The following is an 18,161-nucleotide window of genomic DNA, read 5'->3' as shown; positions in this document are numbered from 1 at the left end:
CCTCAGTGCGCCATCATGTTGGTGTGGATGCTGAACATGATCCACAACGACAGGCCAACCAGCAGGACAATCACGATCGCGGCAAAGACAAACGCGACCACGTTGTTACGCTGGGCGGCGGAGCGGTCCAGGTGCAGGAAGTACACCAGATGCACCAGAACCTGGACCACGGCGAAGATCAGGATGATCCACAGGGTCAGGCTTTTGGGCAGCGTCGGGTACATCACCAGGCCGAACGGAATGACGGTCAGGATCACCGACAGGATGAAACCGATGGCGTAGGACTTGACGCTGCCGTGGCCGGCGTCGTGACCATCATGGGAATGAGCGTTAGCCATTTACAGGGTCCCCATCAGATAAACAACGGTGAATACGCAGATCCACACCACGTCCAGGAAGTGCCAGAACAGGCTCAGGCAGCTCAGGCGCGTCTTGTTGGTAGCGGTCAGGCCGTTTTTGTGGACCTGGTACATCATGATCGCCATCCAGATCAGACCGCTGGTCACGTGCAGACCGTGGGTGCCGACCAGGGTGAAGAACCCGGACAGGAAGCCGCTGCGGCTAGGGCCGTAGCCTTCGGCGATCAGGATGTGGAACTCGTTGATCTCCATGCCGATAAAGCCGGCACCCAGCAGGAAGGTCATGCCCAACCAGCCCAGCACCTGGCTCTTCTTGCCTTTGAACAACGCCAGCATGGCGAAGCCGTAGGTGATCGAGCTGAACAGCAGCAGGGCGGTTTCGCCCAGCACGTACGGCAGCTCGAAGATGTCGTGGCCCGACGGGCCACCGGCGACGTTGTTTACCAGCACCGCGTACACCGCGAAGATCGACGCAAACAGAATGCAGTCGGTCATCAGGTAGAGCCAGAAACCGAATACGGTCATCTCGCCCGAGTCGTGGTGATGGTCATCGTGCCCATGGTCATGACCATGGGCGTGTCCAACAGTGGTCACTAAGTTCGACATGGTTTAAGCCTGTTCCAACGAGGTTTCAACACGGGTGGCGTTGGCGGGGACTTTCCCGGCCGCGACCAGACGTTTGTGCTGCTCGGCTTCGATGCGCTCGATGACATCCACCGGCACCATGTAGCCCTGATCGTCACGGGCGGCATGGATGGTGAAATACACCACGGTGCCGACGAGGCTGGCGATGGCCAGCCACCAGATGTGCCAGATCATCGCGAAACCGAACACAGTCAGCAGAGCGCCCATGACCACACCGGTGGCGGTGTTGTTGGGCATGTGGATCGGCGCGTACTTGGCCGGAGCCTGGTACGCGGTACCGTTTTCCTTGGCTTCGGTGAACGGGTCGATGACGTCGGCTTTTGGCAGCACGGCAAAGTTGTAGAACGGCGGTGGCGACGAGGTCGACCATTCCAGGGTATGGGCATTCCACGGGTCGCCGTGTTCGCACATGTTCTCTGGCTTCTTGCGGTCACGCACGCTGACGTATAGCTGGATCAACTGGCAGGCGATACCGACGGCGATCATCACCGCACCGAACATGGCGACGTACAGGTACGGCACCCACTCAGGGTTGGTGGTGGCGTTCAGACGACGGGTCATGCCCATGAAGCCCAGCGCATAGAGCGGCATGAACGCGACGAAGAAGCCCGAGATCCAGAACCAGAACGCTGCCTTGCCCCAACCTTCGTGCAGCTTGAAGCCGAACGCTTTCGGGAAGTAGAAGGCGAAACCGGCGATGTAGCCAAACACCGCGCCGCCGATGATCACGTTATGGAAGTGCGCGATCACGAACAGGCTGTTGTGCAGCACGAAGTCAGCACCCGGAATGGCCAGCAGTACGCCGGTCATGCCGCCGATGGCGAAGGTCACCATGAAGCCCAGGGTCCACAGCACATGGCTGGTGAAACGCAGACGGCCCTGGTAGATGGTGAACAGCCAGTTGAACAGCTTCACCCCCGTCGGGATCGAAATCAGCATTGTCGCCAGGCCGAAGAAGGCGTTGACGCTGGCCCCCGAACCCATGGTGAAGAAGTGGTGCAGCCAGACCATGAAGCCCAGTACCGAGATCGCGCCCGAAGCGTAGATCATCGAGTGATGGCCAAACAGCTTCTTGCCGGAGAAGGTCGAGATGACTTCGGAGAAAATCCCGAACGCCGGCAGAATCAGGATGTACACCTCGGGGTGACCCCAGGCCCAGAACAGGTTGACGTACATCATCGGATTTCCACCCAGTTCATTGGTGAAAATGTGGAAATCCATGTAACGGTCAAGCGTCAGCAGCGCCAGGGTAGCGGTCAGGATCGGGAAGGAAGCGACGATCAGTACGTTGGCCCAGGTGCAGGTCCAGGTGAAGATCGGCATGTCCATCAGCTTCATGCCCGGGGTACGCATTTTCAGCACGGTGGCCAGGAAGTTGACCCCCGTCAGCGTCGTACCCAACCCGGAGAGCTGTAGCGCCCAGATGTAGTAATCCATCCCCACGCCCGGACTGTATTGCAGGCCCGACAGCGGCGGATAGGCAACCCAACCGGTCTTGGCGAATTCGCCAACGCCCAGGGACAGGTTGATCAGCACGACGCCGGAAACCAGCAGCCAGAAGCTCAGGGAGTTCAGGAACGGATAGGCAACGTCACGCGCGCCGATCTGCAGCGGCACTGCAAGGTTCATCAGGCCGGTGAAGAATGGCATCGCCATGAAGATGATCATGATCACACCGTGGGCGGTGAAGATCTGGTCATAGTGTTCAGGCGGCAGGTAGCCCGGCGAACCCTCGGTGGCCATGGCCAATTGGGTGCGCATCATGATGGCGTCGGCAAAACCACGCAGCAGCATGACCATGGCGACGATGATGTACATCACGCCAATCTTCTTGTGGTCGACCGAAGTCAGCCACTCGGTCCACAGGTAGGTCCACTTCTTGAAGTAGGTAATCCCCGCGAACAACGCCAGACCACCGAGCGCGATGATGGCGAGGGTCACCATGACAATCGGCTCGTGGAACGGGATCGCTTCCCAACTTAATTTACCAAACATCGTTTACTCCTCTGCCCCGGCAGCTGAATGCGAACTCATGTCCATCCCTTCCATGTTGTGGGCCACTTCCTTCTCTTTCTTCTCGTGGTGCATCGGCTTGCCCGGATTCATCCCTTCATATTTGTCGATGATGGTCTGGAACAGGTTCGGCGTGACCGACGAGTAGAGTTCGACTGGGTTGTTCTGGCTCGGTTTGGAAAGGGCTTCGTATTCAGCTTTTTCAAGCTGTTTAGGTGCCTTCTTGACATCGTTGACCCAGGCGTCGAAATCTTCCTGGGTCGTGGCGATTGCTTTGAACTTCATGCCGGTAAAGCCCGCGCCACTGTAGTTGGCGGAGATACCGTCGAGTTCGGCGTTCTGGTTGGCGATCAGGTGCAGCTTGGTCTGCATGCCCGCCATCGCGTAGATCTGGCCGCCCAGGCCCGGGATGAAGAACGAGTTCATCACGGTGTCGGAGGTGACCTTGAAGTTGATCGGCGTGTGGGCCGGGAACACGATCTTGTTGACGGTGGCGATGCCTTGTTCCGGATAGATGAACAGCCACTTCCAGTCCATCGAAACCACTTCAATGGTGATCGGCTTGACGTCGGAATCCAGCGGACGATACGGGTCCAGGGCGTGGGTCGACTTGTAGGTGATGTAACCCAGGGCAATGATGATCAGCACCGGAATCGTCCACACCGCGACTTCGATCTTGGTCGAGTGCGACCACTTCGGCGTGTACGTGGCATTGGCGTTGGTCGCGCGGTACTTCCAGGCGAACAGGAAGGTCATGACGATAACCGGCACAACGACCAGCAACATCAGCAGCGTGGCGGTGATGATCAGGTTTCGTTCATCCAGGCCGACCTGGCCCTTGGGATCGAGCAGGGTCATGTTGCAGCCTCCCAGCAGCAACGTGCCGAGCAGCGGCAACAAGCCTAGTAATCGGGGGTACCTGTTTTTACTCATCTCACGACCTCTAAAGCAGCTTGCGCAATGCAGTTGGGTTTTGATCGCCAACACTTCACCCTGCCAAGGGTTGGCATTTTCTTGGATTGAATAAGGGCTGCCCATCGAACGTCAGTCAGACGCCGCTCGACACATCCTGGGCCAGCAGTGAGTTCTTATTCGTTGGTCAAAGGCCTAGTTCAAGCCCAATTCCATTTGGTGCGGATAGTTGGAGGCACCGACACCTGGGGTCGCATGGGGCGCTGGCGCCCTTCGACCACTCTCGAGCTCAAGCCTGAGCCGGGTCGGAAAATCGGTGCGGGCGATTGTAGTGAGCTGAGGCGCTGTAGACCATGACTCATCCCGAAATAATTTTTATCCGATCCGGCAACAATCCCTGGCCGTTAGTGCAACCGGACGGCATCTTATCGAAATTCATTCTCAACAAGAACCCCAAAAAATATAAGCCTACTACGCCCGTTTTAGACAGCCCGAGGGGATTAGGATGAGGTTTTTTTTCCCGCCAAAGGCCCATTTTTCGGGGGCTGAGCCGTCTGGCGCTTCGCTGTTAAAAATGCCTGTTCCACGAGGAGCGGCTTTTGATAATCGGGACGATCCCGGCTGTTTTTTTGTTACAGGATGAGGCGTTTATCCACACTTGGGATGGGCGTGGGGCGCAAGATATGTGACAACATGTCGCACATTGTCGCAGGCCATTCTTGCTCCGGATCAAGGCCGATCGATCCCGGGACTGAACGCAAAACGCCCCGGCTCTCCAGAAGAGAACCGGGGCGCTTGCCTGTGGTGTTTCAGCGAAGGTGTTTGCGGTTACGGGACACCAGCAACGGCACCAGCACCACGGTCAGTACGAAAGCCACCAGTGCCCATTGTGCCAGGGACAGACCGAGGATCGGCGGATACGGCGTGGAGCAGAAGCCATCGACCTGGAAACCCAGCGGGAAGATCTTCGCCAGCGGCAGACCGTCGACAATCGGTTGCAACACGTCGACACCGCAGCTGACCGCCGGGACGAACTGGGTGTACACGTGATGCCCCGCCACGGCGGCGCCGGCCAGGGCGCAAAGCACCACAAGGCCCTCGAAAATCGTCAGACTGGTGCGGGTGCGCATGGCCGCGCCGATGAAGGCAAAAATCGCGATCAGCAACAGCGCATAGCGCTGCAGGATGCACAGCGGGCACGGTGCCTCACCGAGGACCACCTGCATGTACAGCGCGCCGCCGATCAGCGCCAGGCAGATCAGCCCCAGCAGCACCAGATAGCGCCGCTCACGGCCCAAGCGCAGCATTTCCTCACTCATTGCGTTTCCCTTTGTAGGCATGGATTGACGCGCAGCCTGGCGACACCCGGCGCGCTATCGGATAGCCGAAGTCTACACGCTGACCATGACAGTGAACGAGCGGAGGTCGGCAACATTGGCTGGAAATAAACCGCAGGAGGGTTAAGTGCGGATTAATTTTGCGCGCAAGGGGAGGAGGCAGTTGGAGGGGTATCGAGCCTGCAGCTCGCGCCCACATTCGTCCCGGGGCGCTTGGAAGATTGGCGTCCCGCACAAATCCCTTGTGGGAGCGAGCTTGCTCGCGATGAAGGCGACCCGGTTTCCCAGGCTCGCCGCTGCTTTTATTCCAGCGCCGCCGCTGGCCCGAAGAACTCGTAACGACTCTGCTGGTCCGGTACGCCCAGGGCCTTGAGGTGACGCTTGACGGCCCCCATGAAGCCTTTCGGCCCGAGGAAATAGGCGTCCAGGTCGCGCTGTTCCGGCAGCCATTGCGCCAGTTGCTCTTGGCTCAACAATCCCACCTTGTCAGCCGCCGGGCTCAGGCCGTCGTCTTCGTCGTAGCAGTAGAAACGCTTGAGCTGTGGATGCCGCTCGGCCAACTCGTCGATCCAGCCACGGAAGGCATGGGCGCGGCCGTTGCGCGCGCAGTGGATGAAATGCACCGGCCGCTCGGTTTGCAGCGCCGCCTGCAACATCGCCAGGGTCGGGGTGATGCCAACACCGCCACTGATCAACACCAACGGCTTGTCGCTGGCCGTCAGGTAGAAATCCCCGCTCGGCGGGAACAACTGGATGCTACTGCCGATCTGGAAATGATGATGCAGGTAGTTGGACACCCGCCCACCGGCCTCGCGCTTGACGCTGATGCGGTATTGACCGTTATCCGCCAGGGCCGACAGCGAATAGTTGCGGCGCACTTCCTCGCCATCGAGCAGCAACTTCATGCCGATGTACTGGCCCGGCTCGGCCACCAGAATCGGACCTTTGTCCGCAGGTTCGAAATAGAACGAGGTGATCTCCGAGCTTTCCTGTTCCTTGGCCACCAGGATGAACTCGCGCTCGCCCCGCCAACCGCCCGGCGCTGCGGCTTTCTGTTCATACATGCCAGTTTCGGCGCCAATCAGGATATCGGCCAACTGATTATAGGCAGCGGCCCAAGCGGCAATCACTTCAGGCGTGGCGATCTCTTCGCCCAGCACCTCGGCAATCGCCCGCAGCAGGCACGAACCGACAATCGGGTAATGCTCCGGCAGGATCTGCAAGGCAACGTGCTTATTGACGATTTTCGCCACCAGGTCACCCAGTTGATCAAGCTGATCGATGTGCCGCGCATACATCAGCACACCGTTGGCCAACGCACGCGGCTGATCGCCACTGGCCTGGTGAGCCTGGTTGAACAGCGGGCGCACCTGCGGGTATTCGGACAGCATCATGCGATAGAAGTGAGTAATCAGCGCTTCCCCGCCGCTTTCCAGCAATGGAACCGTGGAGCGAATAATGGCGCGTTCTTCTCGACTGAGCATAGAGTGACTCCTGGCGTGTTACAGATAACAGTCCACAGGCTGTATCAGATTCCATGCCATAAATTTTTATGTTTATTATCAATTACTTAAATAATGTGTAGTCATATCGACACGACGCAACTTATAGTCATTACGACTACATGGAGTCATTATGACCGCAACCTCCCTGCTGACGGCCTTGCTGCCCCTGGTGGCCGACCTCTCCCGAGAACTGCCCGAAGGCGAGCGTTATCGTCGCCTGCTCGGCGCCTTGCGCGCCCTGCTGCCCTGTGATGCCGCGGCGTTGTTGCGCCTGGATGGCGATTGCCTGGTGCCGCTGGCAGTGGACGGCTTGAGCACCGATACCCTGGGTCGCCGATTCCGCGTCAGCGAACACCCGCGCTTCGCGGCTTTGCTGGCCAACCCGCTGCCCACCCGTTTCGCCGCCGACAGCAACTTGCCTGATCCCTACGACGGCTTGGTTGAAGGCCTCGCTGAGCATCTGGAAGTCCACGATTGCATGGGCTGCCCATTGTTCGTCGACGAGCGCCCCTGGGGCCTGCTGACGCTTGACTCGCTGGACCCGGGAAGCTTCGAACCCATCGACCTGAGCGCCCTGCAAGCTTTCGCCAGCCTCGCCGCCGCCACGGTCAGCGCCGCCGCACGCATCGAGCGCCTGGCCTTGAAGGCCGAGGACGAACACCGCCGTGCCGAGGTCTATCGCCAGGCCAGCGGCCAGCAACAGCGCGACATGATTGGCCAGAGCAAGCCCCATAAACGCTTGGTGGAAGAGATCAAGCTTGTGGGCGGCAGCGACCTGACAGTGCTGATCACGGGTGAAACCGGGGTTGGCAAGGAACTGGTCGCCCAAGCCATCCACGCCGCCTCCAAGCGCGCCGAACAGCCCCTCATCAGCCTCAACTGCGCCGCGCTGCCGGACACCCTGGTGGAAAGCGAACTCTTCGGTCATGTCCGCGGCGCATTCACCGGGGCCACGAGCGACCGTCGCGGCAAGTTTGAACTGGCCGACGGCGGCACGTTGTTCCTCGATGAAGTGGGTGAGCTGTCCCTGACCGTCCAGGCCAAGTTGCTGCGCGTGTTGCAGAGCGGCCAGTTGCAACGTCTGGGCTCGGACAGGGAACATCGCGTCGATGTGCGACTGATCGCGGCCACCAACCGCGACCTCGCCGAGGAAGTGCGCAACGGACGTTATCGGGCCGATTTCTACCATCGTCTCAGTGTGTATCCGTTGCAGGTACCAGCGTTGCGCGATCGCGGGCGCGATGTGCTGCTGCTCAGCGGCTTCTTCCTGGAACAGAACCGTTCGCGCATGGGCCTTAACAGCCTGCGCCTGAGCAGCGACGCCCAGGCCGCGCTGCTGGCCTATGACTGGCCGGGCAACGTCCGTGAACTGGAGCACCTGATCGGCCGCAGCGCCTTGAAAGCCTTGGGCAACTGCGCCGTGCGCCCGAAAATCCTCAGCCTCAGCGCCCAGGATCTGGATTTGCCCCAGGCCGCCGAGGACACTCCAGCGCCTTCATCTGCGAGCCCTGTGCCGACCTTGGACGGGGTCACGGGAGACTTGCGCGACGCGGTGGACGATTTCCAGCGCAGGCTGATCGGCGCCAGCCTGGAACGCCACCAGTACAACTGGGCCAGCGCCGCCCGGGAATTGGGGCTGGATCGGGCGAACCTGGGGCGGATGGCCAGGCGGTTGGGGCTCAAGTAACAGCACAGCCCTCGCCACAAAAGCCACCTCTTCATAAGGACCTTGTTACAACGATCCCGACCGTCGACAGCTTTCGTCCTAAAGCCTGCCCCCGACAAGTCGATAACCCAATATCACAAGCTGTTTTGGCGATCCCAGCGCTCGCCCCACCTTTTTCCACAGAAGGTTTTTATGTCTTCCAACAAAGCCCGCGCAGATTCACTTTCGCTTCTGCTGTTTACCTTGCGCAGCGGCAAGCTGATGGCAATCAACCTGCTCAAGGTCAGTGAAATCATTCCCTGCCCGCCCCTGACCAAGCTGCCGGAGTCGCACCCGCACGTCAAAGGCATTGCCACCCTGCGCGGGACTTCGCTGTCAGTGATTGACCTGAGCCGCGCCATTGGCGAGCGGCCACTGGAAGATCCGGACGGCGGCTGCCTGATCGTCACCGACGTCAGCCGGTCCAAGCAGGGCCTGCATGTACAGGCCGTGAGCAAGATCGTGCATTGCCTGACCACCGACATCAAACCACCGCCCTACGGTTCCGGCGGTGTGCGTGCGTTCATCACGGGCGTGACCTCGGTGGATGGCACGCTGGTGCAGGTGCTGGACATCGAAAAGGTCATCCATGGCATCGCCCCGGCACAGATCGAAACCGCGCCGACCGAACTGAGCATGGAAGACGCCGAGGTACTGGGCAATGCACGGATCCTGGTGGTCGACGACAGCCAGGTGGCACTGCAACAATCGGTCTACACCCTGCGCAACCTGGGCCTGCAATGCCACACCGCCCGTAGCGCCAAGGAAGCCATCGAGTGCCTGCTGGACCTGCAGGGCACCGAACAGCAGATCAACCTGATCGTCTCCGACATCGAAATGTCGGAAATGGACGGCTACGCCCTCACCCGAACCCTGCGCGAGACCCCGGACTTCGCCCACCTCTACGTGCTGTTGCACACCTCCCTGGACAGCGCCATGAACAGCGAAAAAGCCCGGCTGGCCGGTGCCAACGGTGTACTGACCAAGTTCTCCTCGCCGGAACTGACCAAGTGCCTGATCACGGCCGCCAAGGCCGTCGCCGAGCAGGGTCACTGATCCGTGCCTGACGATCGATCCCACGCGCCAGCATGGGGTTGATCGTCACCCGGCAAACCTCAGGCATACTCCTGTCCTGGCTTCCCAGAACAAGGACACTCCTGATGAAACCCCACGCGCTGATCCTCCTTGGCCTCACCGCCCTGGCCTTCCAAGCCCATGCCTCCAGCCCCGACGCCTGGGCCGCCCATGACAAAGCCGCGCTCGCCAGTTGCCTCAAGGCCAGCGGTTTGAAAAGCGCCGAACCGGTGGGCACCGCTGCGCAATTCGATGACCGGGTGGGCTACACCGCGCTGTTGCTGCAGGGCCAATACCCGCAAAAACACATGAAAGGCGCGACCGGTACCGAGTTGTGCCTCTACCGCAAAAAAACCAAAACCGCCTACGTGACCGAGTGGGACTCGATCCGCCCGGCCAATGACGCCCAATGAGTGGCGCATAACTTGCTTCGCAGGTTGATCACGGCGTTTTTCTGTCGCCGTTTTCCAGCCTTCTGCGACCGGTCGCTCAATGAACACAACGTTTTCCTGCGTAGGGTGTGGCAAGTGCTGCACCGATCACCACGTCCCCCTGACCCTCGATGAGGCCCGCATGTGGGCGGACGACGGCGGCCAGGTGATTGTCCTGGTGGAGGCGTTCCTGCCCAATGGCCTCGGCCTGCCGGTGGCACAACGCGAACACGCCGAGCGCCGTTCAGCGGTGGTCCGCAGCGGTACCACCGAAGCCCGCGTGGCGATCACTTTCGCCGCCTATAACACCGGCCGCTGCCGAAATCTTGACGATGAAAACCTCTGCCGCATCTACGAACGCCGGCCATTGGTGTGCCGCATCTATCCAATGGAAATCAACCCGCACATCCCTCTTAATATCGCCGCGAAAGAATGCCCGCCGGAATCCTGGGAGACCGGGCCGCAATTGATCCTCGGCGGTGAACTGGTCGATCGGGAACTGGCACAGCTGATCGAACGCTCACGCCAGGCCGATCGTGCAGACATCCAGGTCAAGGAGCGCATCTGCGCTTCGCTGGGCATTCACACCACCGCGCTGAAGGGCGACGGGTTTACCGCGTATCTGCCGGACATGACCGCCTTCGCCGCGACCCTCGATCAGCTCCGCTCGCAGCCGCTGGCGCAACAAGCCAGTGAATGGCAGTTCCACTTGTCCGGTGACGACATCGCCAGCCAGGTCTTGGCCAGCGGCGCGCGCGTGGTCACCGAAGTACCGGTCAACTACGCGTTTATTTCGTTGCGGGCGGCGTAGATAACCAAAGGATGAAGTAGACCCCCTGTGGGAATTGCAGCACTCACAAAATCAAAGCCCACAGAACAAAGGTAGGAGCGGGCTTGCTCGCGAAGGCGTCGGGGCAGCTTGCATTGATGTTGAATGCCAGACCGCTTTCGCGAGCAAGCCCGCTCCCACAGGTGGAATTTGCGCTATCCAGTCGCCCCCCTCTCGCCTAATCCTCACCAGGAATGTTAGCGTGCTTGGTATTCCTTGCCCGATGAGCCTTCCGCGATGAAAAAAACCGTACTTGCCTTTAGCCGTATCACACCCAAGATGGTCGAGCGTCTGCAGCAGGATTTCGACGTGATCGTGCCAAACCCGTCGAACGGCGACATCAACGCGCAATTCAACGAAGCCTTGCCCCACGTCCACGGGCTGATCGGGGTCGGTCGCAAGCTTGGCCGCGAGCAACTGCAAGGCGCCGCGAACCTGCAAGTGGTGTCCAGCGTGTCGGTGGGCTACGACAACTACGACCTGGCCTACTTCAATGAACGCGGCATCATGCTCACCAACACCCCCGACGTGCTCACCGAAAGCACCGCCGACCTGGCCTTCGCCTTGCTGATGAGCAGCGCCCGGCGCGTCGCTGAACTGGACGCCTGGACCAAGGCCGGACAATGGCAGGCGACGGTCGGCCCACAGCTGTTCGGCAGCGATGTACACGGCAAGACCCTGGGTATCGTCGGCATGGGTAACATCGGTGCGGCCATTGCCCGGCGTGGCCGGCTAGGGTTCAACATGCCGATTATCTACAGCGGCAACAGCCGCAAGACCGAACTGGAAAACCAGTTGGGCGCCCAATTTCGCGAGCTGGATCAGTTACTGGCCGAAGCGGACTTTGTCTGCCTCGTGGTCCCCCTGAGTGAGAAGACCCGTCATCTGATCAGCCAGCGTGAACTGGCCCTGATGAAACCCAGCGCTATCCTGGTCAATATTTCCCGTGGTCCGGTGGTGGATGAACCGGCGTTGATCGAAGCCTTGCAGAACAACCGTATCCGCGGTGCCGGGCTGGATGTCTACGAGAAAGAACCATTGGCCGAATCGCCGCTGTTCCAACTGAAGAACGCCGTGACCCTGCCCCACATCGGCTCGGCGACCCACGAAACCCGCGAAGCCATGGCCAATCTTGCTATGGCTAACTTGCGCAGTGCATTGATGGGCGAGCGACCGCAGAACCTGGTCAACCCGCAGGTCTGGAAGTAACCCCTCTTACGCGGATACCACGAGACTCCCTCTGTGGCGAGGGAGCTTGCTCCCTCGCCACAGGATTACCGCTAGACGCCAAGTCTCAACGCGCACCCAGCACGACATTCGCTGCCACTGGTCGTGGCTTGCGAAACACCAGCACGTTCCCCAACATCACCAGGACCAGCCCGGCCAACGCCGGTGCGGTCCATTGATAGCCCTCGGCAAACGCCGAGACGTTCAACGCCACCACCGGAAACAGCACCGTGCAATACGCCGCCCGCTCCGGGCCCATGCGCCCCACCAGCGTCAGGTAAGCGGTAAAGCCGATCACCGAACCCGGGATCACCAGGTACAACAACGAGCCGACGTAACGAGCATTCCATTCCATGTCGAACGGGATGCCTTTAAACGCACACCACACCGCCAACATCGTCGCACCGTAGGCCATGCCCCAGGCATTGGTGGTCAACGGCTTGAGGCCAGCCTTTTGTTGCAGGCTCGAGAGCATGTTGCCCGCCGAGAAACACAACGTCCCCAGCAACGCCAACGCCAACCCGAGCAGCGTCTGCGGGCTCGCGCTGTGGCCGGCCACCTCTGGCCAGAACAACAGCCCCAGCCCGAGCAACCCCAAGGCGCCGCCCAAGAGCACGTTACGTGCGATCCGCTGGCCGAAGAACACTCGGGCATTGAAAGCGTTCCAAAGCGTGGCGGTGGAAAACACCACGGCGACCAATCCGCTGGGAATCCACTGGCTGGCGGTGAGGAAACACATGAAGTTGATGCAGAACAGGCACAGGCCCTGGGCTACACAGATCAAATGGCCGCGCCGGTTCATCACCTGCAGGCGCCGGCTGAGCAACAGCATTGCAAACAGAATCAGCGCCGCGAGGCCGAAGCGATAGACAATCGACACGGGGATGGCAACGACGCCCAACTGCAGTTTCAGCGCGATCCAGGTAGTGCCCCAGATGAGCACGGTAAGCAGGTACAACGAGAGGTTCATGGCGATGACTCCTGACAATGGCGTCCAGTGTCACGCCGCCGCCTCACCGGGCGCTTGCGTAAACTTGCGGTTTTGTCGACTTGCAGGCTGGCACGAGCCCAGCGACGGAGTAGGATGCAAGGCGTTAGAGAGAACCGATCATGCCCACACTGCAAACCCTGCAAGTCTTCCAGGCCCTCAACAGTTCGCCCAATGCTCGTCTGGAGCACAGCGCCGAGCTCGGGGACGGCATGGCGGCCGCTTTGTGGAGCAATCATCACGACGCCCAGGACTATGAGGCGCCGACCCACCATACGCTGTCGTGTTACGTCGCCGGCGGCACCGGCACGTTTCGCCGCGAAAGGCCCGACACCACCGGCGCACCGGACAAACTCTGCGTCCTGCCGGCCGGGCATGAGTCGGCCTGGGTCATCAACGGCGACATTCGCCTCGCCCACCTGTACTTCAGCCCCGAACAATTCGCCCTCGGCTGCGTCACGCTGCTGGACCGCGAACCCCGGCAAGTGCAGTTGTGCGAGGCGACTTTCCTCGACGATCCGCAACAGGCACAGCGCTTTCGCCAGTTGATCGCGTTGAACTGGGACGAACCCGGCGAACGCCTGCTGACCACCAGCCTGGCCCACGACCTGCTCAACCATCTGCTGCTCAGCCAGGTTGGCCTGCGCCAGGGGCTGCGCCTCAAAGGTGGACTGGCCGCTCACCAGCGGCGGTTGCTGGTGGACTACATCGACAGCCATCTGGCCGACGCCATCAGCCTCGGGCAATTGGCGGCGCTGTGCACGTTGTCCGAGTATCACTTTGCGCGGATGTTCCGCGAGAGCTTCGGGCTGCCGCCCCATCAATATGTGCTGGCAAGACGCTTGGCCTGCGCGCGGCACTTGCTGCGCAGCACTGCACAACCGCTGGGCGATGTGGCGCTGGCCTGTGGATTTGCCAGCGCCAGCCATTTCACCAATCGCTTCCGCCAGACCTTGGGGGCAACGCCCGGGGAGTATCGGCAGGCGTTTTTGCGCTAGGACGGTACTGCCCCGGCGATCGCCATCGCGAGCAAGCTCGCTCCCACATTGATCGCATGCTTCCAGGCACCGCTCACTTGCTCACCACACCGGATCGATAAAAACAAAACGGGCCTGCAAATGCAGGCCCGTTTTCAGTCAGGAATTTAAAAAGGAACGAGGTTTCAGCCGTGAAGCGCAGCCCGTTCGTTCTCCAGGAATTCTTCTTCCAGCATCGCATCGGCCAAGGCTACAGAATCGCTCGGTGCAGCAACGACAGCGCGTTTGCCACGCAGTTTTCCGAACAAGTGCTCCAGGGCATTTTCCAGTTTGGTGGCCGCCCCTTCGATCGCCAGTTCCAGCGTATCGGCCTTGTGCGTCACGGAAATCGGCTGGTGGCCCTTTGGCCGCGCTTCAAGCTGGCAACGCAGGTCATGGGGACCGGGCTTGTCGCCGTTCTCATCACGCAAATGAACCTCGACCCGTGTCAGGTCCTCTTCATAACGTTCGAGCGTGCTTTCGATGGTAGTACGTACCCACTCCTCCAGTCGGATGCTGCTTTGAATATGGTTATCGCTGTTGACTTGGATTTGCATAGTTCATCCCTTATTTCAGCTAGCTCGCCGGGGGCCGTCGACGTTGATGCAACGGCCCCTTGAATACAGAGTCGGGCTGACAGAAGAACAATTCAACCCCTGAAAAAAGATAAATATTGATTTGCAAATAAAGCCGGACAACGAGCAAAAGCGCTGTTAATGTCGGGAGTTGCCTCGCCTTGCTTATCCCTCGCAAATCCCCTTCCCGCCCTGCACCGTCAACGAACATCCGTTCGTTATTGCCCCGAAACGGGCAGCCACACCAGCCGCATTCCAGAGCGTTCGGCGCTTAAGTACCGCGATCATTGTCCGACAGTTTTTCCGGCATGCCCCTTGCTAACTCCCCTAGGAAGCTGCCGCAGGTTGCGATCCTTTGATCCGTCGCCTGCCAGGCTTGGATGAACACGATCATGGAATGGCCGATGGTCCGATGTTGCGAACTAATCCCGATCGCGGCCGGTCAACAACTGCACGTTCAATCAGGCGGTGACGCATCATGGACAACCCTTTTCAGATTATTACCGACGCTTTTGCGCCGCAGTATCAAATCAACCTGAGCATCCAGGGCCTGGACGGCAGCATCATGCTGACCCTGTCCAAGAGTGGGCGCATTGTCGCCAAACGCATGATCAGCGCCCAGCAGCGCAACGATCCGGAACGGCTCAAGCGCCTGGTGCAAAGCATTCAGTTCGGCATCGCCATCGAACAGGGCCACAGCGCCGTGGCGATCCTCGAAGCCATGACCGGCGGTGACAACATCAAGCTGCCACCACCGCGCACGCAGGGCCCGGCGTCCTCCGCCGTCACCCTCTAGATTTCGCCCTTCTCTACTTCGGCATGCTCACTGGAACCCGCGCCAACCTTACGGTGCGGGTGCTCGATCTTGACCGAAGGGAATTGCGACGAGGCGTAGCGCACCACCAGAATCGCAAACGCCAGCAGCAGGATGCCACCGCACAGGTAGATGATTCCCAGGTCCGGCGGGCTGTGGTGGGAGACGTTGGAAATCAGCAGGCGCGTCAGCGCGGTAATCGCCACATAGATCAGAAACCGCACCGGCATGTGGTTGGTCTTGAAGTAGATCCCGACCATCGCGCCCAATTCCAGATAGATGAACAGCAAGAGAATGTCATCGATCTTGATGTGCCCCGCTTCGATCATCTGCAGGAATTCCATCACCGCCGCCCAGGCGGTCACCGCACCAATGGCGAACAACGCCAGGTAGTGGAAGGTCTCGACGAACAGGTTTCCCAGGGACTCAGCCAGTTGATGCACATTCTGGCGCAGGTTCTCGGCCCAGTTTATTTTCACGATGTAGTTTCCTTAGGTCGACTCGACCGGATGATGCGGGTTGGACGTGACGGTTGTTCTGCATGCAGAAAAAAGGCCAGCGGCTGGGGTGAGATGGCGATGGGATAGCATTCGACACTTTTGTGAGCGTCATGGGGCTTATCGTGAGCAAGCTTTGCTCCCACGCAAGCTTTGCCCTCACATGCCGAAATCGGTCTACATTAAAAAGCCACTATCCAAAGGCAGAGGATTCGCTTATTCTTTTGCCTGTATATAAATACAGTAGTCACACAGACAACCAATGTGAAGGCATGTGAGGTGGTGAATGGCCGTCGAAGTGGTATACCGCAGCAGCCGAGATCTGGAGCGCTTGTTCATGGATAAAGCCGAAGCTGACCGTCATGACAAAATGCTGGAACTCGCCGAATTGCTGGCCGAAGTGTTGCAAAAAGCCGTTCCATCGCTGAGTGAGCAACAGGTGGAAGAAGCCGGGATCTACATGGCGAAGAATCGCGATGTGTTCGCCAAGGCGTTCAAGAGCCAGCCGGACGCCTTGTCCGAATTGCTCAACACCCCGGCTGAATAACCTTTAAAAAAGATCGCAGCCTTCGGCAGCTCCTACACGGTGTATTCCAGGTAGGAGCTGTCGAAGGCTGCGATTTTTTTAGTAATAACGGCGCGGATCGGAATCGATCAGGCTGGCCAGCTTAGTCAGGGCAAAACGCAGCTCGTCCTGGCTGGTGGGCGACATCAATACCAGTCGCACACAACGGGTGCTCCCGGACCGCTCAGCCTGAAATTGGGTGCCACTGAGCACCAATACACCGTTGGCCCGGGCGAGCATGGTGAACTCGTCGCTGGTCCAAGGCTCGGGCAGCGTCAACCAGACGTGATACGAATATGGCTGGGCCTTGAGTTCGAAATTGGCAAAGATTTCCCGGGCAATCGCTTGCCGTCCGGCGGCTTCGTTGCGCTGGATACGGATCAGTTTTTTGTCCAGGCCTTCGCCAATCACATTGCTGGCCAGTTGCGCGGTCAACGGTGACGGCATCCAGACGCTGCTGCGCACCATCGAGCTCAGGCGGGACAGCAGTTTCGGCGGGCTATAGAGATAGCCGATGCGAAGCGCCGGCATGACCGCCTTCGACAGACTGGTCAGGTACACCGAACGATCCGGGGCAAACGCCGACAGCGGCTTGATCGACGGGTCGGTGGCAAGGAAGCCGTAAATGTCATCGTCCAGGATGATGAAGTCGAACTCCTCGGCCAGCGCCGCGATCTGGGCCCGGCGCTTTGGTGACATGATCGCCGTCGTCGGGTTCTGGCAGGTCGCCACGCAGACCAGCATCGCCGGTTTCTCCCGCAGGCACAGTTCGCGCAACGCGTCGGGGATGATGCCTTCGTCGTCCATTGGCACGCCACGCAGGCGGCGCTCAAGGCCATGGGCCAGGGAAATGATGCCGGGGTAGCAAAGCGCCTCGCAAAGCACCAGGTCACCGGCGCTGGTCAGGGCGCTCATCGCAACCATCAAGCCATGCTGGGCCCCTGCGGTGATTACCACTTGCTGCCCTTGCGCGTCAGGCAACGCATGACGCAACCACTGCGCGCCCGCTTCGCGATGCGCGGGATGGCCACCGTCCGGCGCGTAATCCAGGGCGCGGGCGAAATCGGTGCTCTTGGCCATGCCCACCAGCGCATCGCGCAACCAGTATTCCAGGGTTTCGCTGGACGGCTTGATGATTGAAAGGTCGAGTAATTCGGCGTGTCCCAGATTCAGCGGCGCGGCGCTGTTGCTCGCCAGCGGCTCCAAAGGCTTCTGGCCGAGCACGTAAGTGCCACGTCCCACTTCCCCCTGCACCAGCCTGCGCCGATGAGCTTCGCTGTAAGCCCGGCTGATGGTGCCCGGCGTGACACTCAGGGCAGTGGCCAGCTCCCGCAACGTCGGCAGTCGATCACCTTCGTTCAACACACCGTTGCTGATATCGCGCGCCAACGCATCGGCAATCGATAAATACACCGGCTGGTTGAACTCGCTTAGCTGGGGAACCCACATGGATGATCGCTGCCATCGTAGAAATGATGAACATCCGAGGATATCACAGGGTGGTAAAACGCCTAATAAATCGATCAGACCAAAAAATTGAGTCGATTGATTCGATTCATCAATTCGACCCCAGGCATGACAAAAGATCCGATAAAAATAATATCCTTATAAATCAATTGACTAATATCAAATAACCGAGAGAACAAGTAAAACGTTCATTTCCTCAATT

General features: G+C 59.7%; 18 protein-coding genes. 8 read left to right on the top strand and 10 right to left on the bottom strand.

Annotation, left to right across the window (positions count from 1 at the left end):
- Nucleotides 1-2 precede the first annotated feature (2 nt).
- The 6 genes from cyoD to hmpA all read right to left on the bottom strand — a co-directional run bounded on the left by cyoD (nt 3) and on the right by hmpA (nt 6,750).
- The gene (gene cyoD / locus EPZ47_RS04895) at nt 3-338 is read right to left on the bottom strand and encodes a cytochrome o ubiquinol oxidase subunit IV (protein WP_025211927.1); all 336 of its coding nucleotides are present in this window, start codon (nt 336-338) and stop codon (nt 3-5) included.
- Nucleotides 339-965, bottom strand: coding sequence for a cytochrome o ubiquinol oxidase subunit III (locus tag EPZ47_RS04890; protein WP_135843775.1), 627 nt, complete (start codon nt 963-965; stop codon nt 339-341).
- Nucleotides 966-968: 3 nt separating this feature from the next.
- Nucleotides 969-2,999 (bottom strand): cytochrome o ubiquinol oxidase subunit I, encoded by a 2,031-nt coding sequence (cyoB, locus tag EPZ47_RS04885; protein ID WP_135843774.1) that lies wholly within the window; start codon nt 2,997-2,999, stop codon nt 969-971.
- Nucleotides 3,000-3,002: 3 nt separating this feature from the next.
- Nucleotides 3,003-3,950: a ubiquinol oxidase subunit II gene (gene cyoA, locus EPZ47_RS04880; RefSeq protein WP_135843773.1), complete on the bottom strand. Its 948-nt coding sequence runs from the start codon at nt 3,948-3,950 to the stop codon at nt 3,003-3,005.
- A 788-nt stretch (nt 3,951-4,738) separates the two neighbouring features.
- Complete coding sequence (locus EPZ47_RS04870) at nt 4,739-5,248, bottom strand: disulfide bond formation protein B (protein ID WP_135843772.1); 510 nt, start codon at nt 5,246-5,248, stop codon at nt 4,739-4,741.
- Nucleotides 5,249-5,568: 320 nt separating this feature from the next.
- Nucleotides 5,569-6,750, bottom strand: coding sequence for an NO-inducible flavohemoprotein (gene hmpA, locus EPZ47_RS04865; protein ID WP_135843771.1), 1,182 nt, complete (start codon nt 6,748-6,750; stop codon nt 5,569-5,571).
- A 151-nt stretch (nt 6,751-6,901) separates the two neighbouring features.
- Between hmpA and norR the strand changes: the two genes are divergently transcribed.
- The 5 genes from norR (at nt 6,902) to EPZ47_RS04840 (ending at nt 12,019) form a co-directional block, all read left to right on the top strand.
- Nucleotides 6,902-8,458, top strand: a complete 1,557-nt coding sequence (gene norR, locus EPZ47_RS04860) for a nitric oxide reductase transcriptional regulator NorR (protein ID WP_135843770.1) — start codon at nt 6,902-6,904, stop codon at nt 8,456-8,458.
- A gap of 171 nt (nt 8,459-8,629) precedes the next feature.
- Nucleotides 8,630-9,532 (top strand): chemotaxis protein, encoded by a 903-nt coding sequence (locus EPZ47_RS04855; protein ID WP_135843769.1) that lies wholly within the window; start codon nt 8,630-8,632, stop codon nt 9,530-9,532.
- A 104-nt stretch (nt 9,533-9,636) separates the two neighbouring features.
- Nucleotides 9,637-9,963 (top strand): beta-ketoacyl-[acyl-carrier-protein] synthase family protein, encoded by a 327-nt coding sequence (locus tag EPZ47_RS04850; RefSeq protein WP_135843768.1) that lies wholly within the window; start codon nt 9,637-9,639, stop codon nt 9,961-9,963.
- 79 nt (nt 9,964-10,042) lie between these two features.
- On the top strand, nt 10,043-10,792 hold the full coding sequence (locus EPZ47_RS04845; protein WP_135843767.1) for a YkgJ family cysteine cluster protein: 750 nt from the start codon (nt 10,043-10,045) through the stop codon (nt 10,790-10,792).
- A 255-nt stretch (nt 10,793-11,047) separates the two neighbouring features.
- Nucleotides 11,048-12,019: a 2-hydroxyacid dehydrogenase gene (locus EPZ47_RS04840; protein WP_135843766.1), complete on the top strand. Its 972-nt coding sequence runs from the start codon at nt 11,048-11,050 to the stop codon at nt 12,017-12,019.
- An 85-nt stretch (nt 12,020-12,104) separates the two neighbouring features.
- Here EPZ47_RS04840 and EPZ47_RS04835 read toward each other — a convergent pair whose 3' ends face one another.
- A complete protein-coding gene (locus EPZ47_RS04835; RefSeq protein WP_135843765.1) occupies nt 12,105-13,007 on the bottom strand; it encodes a DMT family transporter in 903 nt (300 codons plus the stop codon).
- 140 nt (nt 13,008-13,147) lie between these two features.
- Here EPZ47_RS04835 and EPZ47_RS04830 point away from each other — a divergent pair, with 140 nt between their 5' ends.
- Nucleotides 13,148-14,023: a helix-turn-helix domain-containing protein gene (locus EPZ47_RS04830; protein WP_135843764.1), complete on the top strand. Its 876-nt coding sequence runs from the start codon at nt 13,148-13,150 to the stop codon at nt 14,021-14,023.
- A gap of 164 nt (nt 14,024-14,187) precedes the next feature.
- On the opposite strand, the gene EPZ47_RS04825 is transcribed toward EPZ47_RS04830, so the two are convergent.
- Nucleotides 14,188-14,598: an HPF/RaiA family ribosome-associated protein gene (locus EPZ47_RS04825; protein WP_135843763.1), complete on the bottom strand. Its 411-nt coding sequence runs from the start codon at nt 14,596-14,598 to the stop codon at nt 14,188-14,190.
- A gap of 496 nt (nt 14,599-15,094) precedes the next feature.
- On the opposite strand from EPZ47_RS04825, the gene EPZ47_RS04820 reads away from it, so the two are divergent.
- The gene (locus tag EPZ47_RS04820) at nt 15,095-15,412 is read left to right on the top strand and encodes a DUF3509 domain-containing protein (RefSeq protein WP_135843762.1); all 318 of its coding nucleotides are present in this window, start codon (nt 15,095-15,097) and stop codon (nt 15,410-15,412) included.
- Here the strand turns inward: EPZ47_RS04820 and EPZ47_RS04815 are convergent.
- Nucleotides 15,409-15,909, bottom strand: a complete 501-nt coding sequence (locus EPZ47_RS04815; protein WP_135843761.1) for a phosphate-starvation-inducible protein PsiE — start codon at nt 15,907-15,909, stop codon at nt 15,409-15,411. The genes EPZ47_RS04820 and EPZ47_RS04815 overlap by 4 nt on opposite strands.
- 304 nt (nt 15,910-16,213) lie before the next feature.
- Here EPZ47_RS04815 and EPZ47_RS04810 point away from each other — a divergent pair, with 304 nt between their 5' ends.
- The gene (locus tag EPZ47_RS04810) at nt 16,214-16,474 is read left to right on the top strand and encodes a YebG family protein (protein ID WP_135843760.1); all 261 of its coding nucleotides are present in this window, start codon (nt 16,214-16,216) and stop codon (nt 16,472-16,474) included.
- 78 nt (nt 16,475-16,552) lie between these two features.
- On the opposite strand, the gene EPZ47_RS04805 is transcribed toward EPZ47_RS04810, so the two are convergent.
- The gene (locus EPZ47_RS04805) at nt 16,553-17,941 is read right to left on the bottom strand and encodes an aminotransferase-like domain-containing protein (RefSeq protein ID WP_135843759.1); all 1,389 of its coding nucleotides are present in this window, start codon (nt 17,939-17,941) and stop codon (nt 16,553-16,555) included.
- Nucleotides 17,942-18,161: the final 220 nt, after the last annotated feature.

Source organism: Pseudomonas viciae (genome assembly GCF_004786035.1).
GTDB classification, from domain to species: Bacteria; Pseudomonadota; Gammaproteobacteria; order Pseudomonadales; family Pseudomonadaceae; genus Aquipseudomonas; species Aquipseudomonas viciae.
Note: the sequence above shows the minus strand (reverse complement) of the source record. Positions and strands in the feature narration are given on the sequence as shown.

What these genes read in the sequence shown, in the direction of transcription:
- cyoD (WP_025211927.1), bottom strand. Translation starts at nt 338, where the DNA reads ATGGCTAACGCTCATTCCCATGATGGTCACGACGCCGGCCACGGCAGC.
- EPZ47_RS04890 (WP_135843775.1), bottom strand. Translation starts at nt 965, where the DNA reads ATGTCGAACTTAGTGACCACTGTTGGACACGCCCATGGTCATGACCAT.
- cyoB (WP_135843774.1), bottom strand. Translation starts at nt 2,999, where the DNA reads ATGTTTGGTAAATTAAGTTGGGAAGCGATCCCGTTCCACGAGCCGATT.
- cyoA (WP_135843773.1), bottom strand. Translation starts at nt 3,950, where the DNA reads ATGAGTAAAAACAGGTACCCCCGATTACTAGGCTTGTTGCCGCTGCTC.
- EPZ47_RS04870 (WP_135843772.1), bottom strand. Translation starts at nt 5,248, where the DNA reads ATGAGTGAGGAAATGCTGCGCTTGGGCCGTGAGCGGCGCTATCTGGTG.
- hmpA (WP_135843771.1), bottom strand. Translation starts at nt 6,750, where the DNA reads ATGCTCAGTCGAGAAGAACGCGCCATTATTCGCTCCACGGTTCCATTG.
- norR (WP_135843770.1), top strand. Translation starts at nt 6,902, where the DNA reads ATGACCGCAACCTCCCTGCTGACGGCCTTGCTGCCCCTGGTGGCCGAC.
- EPZ47_RS04855 (WP_135843769.1), top strand. Translation starts at nt 8,630, where the DNA reads ATGTCTTCCAACAAAGCCCGCGCAGATTCACTTTCGCTTCTGCTGTTT.
- EPZ47_RS04850 (WP_135843768.1), top strand. Translation starts at nt 9,637, where the DNA reads ATGAAACCCCACGCGCTGATCCTCCTTGGCCTCACCGCCCTGGCCTTC.
- EPZ47_RS04845 (WP_135843767.1), top strand. Translation starts at nt 10,043, where the DNA reads ATGAACACAACGTTTTCCTGCGTAGGGTGTGGCAAGTGCTGCACCGAT.
- EPZ47_RS04840 (WP_135843766.1), top strand. Translation starts at nt 11,048, where the DNA reads ATGAAAAAAACCGTACTTGCCTTTAGCCGTATCACACCCAAGATGGTC.
- EPZ47_RS04835 (WP_135843765.1), bottom strand. Translation starts at nt 13,007, where the DNA reads ATGAACCTCTCGTTGTACCTGCTTACCGTGCTCATCTGGGGCACTACC.
- EPZ47_RS04830 (WP_135843764.1), top strand. Translation starts at nt 13,148, where the DNA reads ATGCCCACACTGCAAACCCTGCAAGTCTTCCAGGCCCTCAACAGTTCG.
- EPZ47_RS04825 (WP_135843763.1), bottom strand. Translation starts at nt 14,598, where the DNA reads ATGCAAATCCAAGTCAACAGCGATAACCATATTCAAAGCAGCATCCGA.
- EPZ47_RS04820 (WP_135843762.1), top strand. Translation starts at nt 15,095, where the DNA reads ATGGACAACCCTTTTCAGATTATTACCGACGCTTTTGCGCCGCAGTAT.
- EPZ47_RS04810 (WP_135843760.1), top strand. Translation starts at nt 16,214, where the DNA reads ATGGCCGTCGAAGTGGTATACCGCAGCAGCCGAGATCTGGAGCGCTTG.
- EPZ47_RS04805 (WP_135843759.1), bottom strand. Translation starts at nt 17,941, where the DNA reads ATGTGGGTTCCCCAGCTAAGCGAGTTCAACCAGCCGGTGTATTTATCG.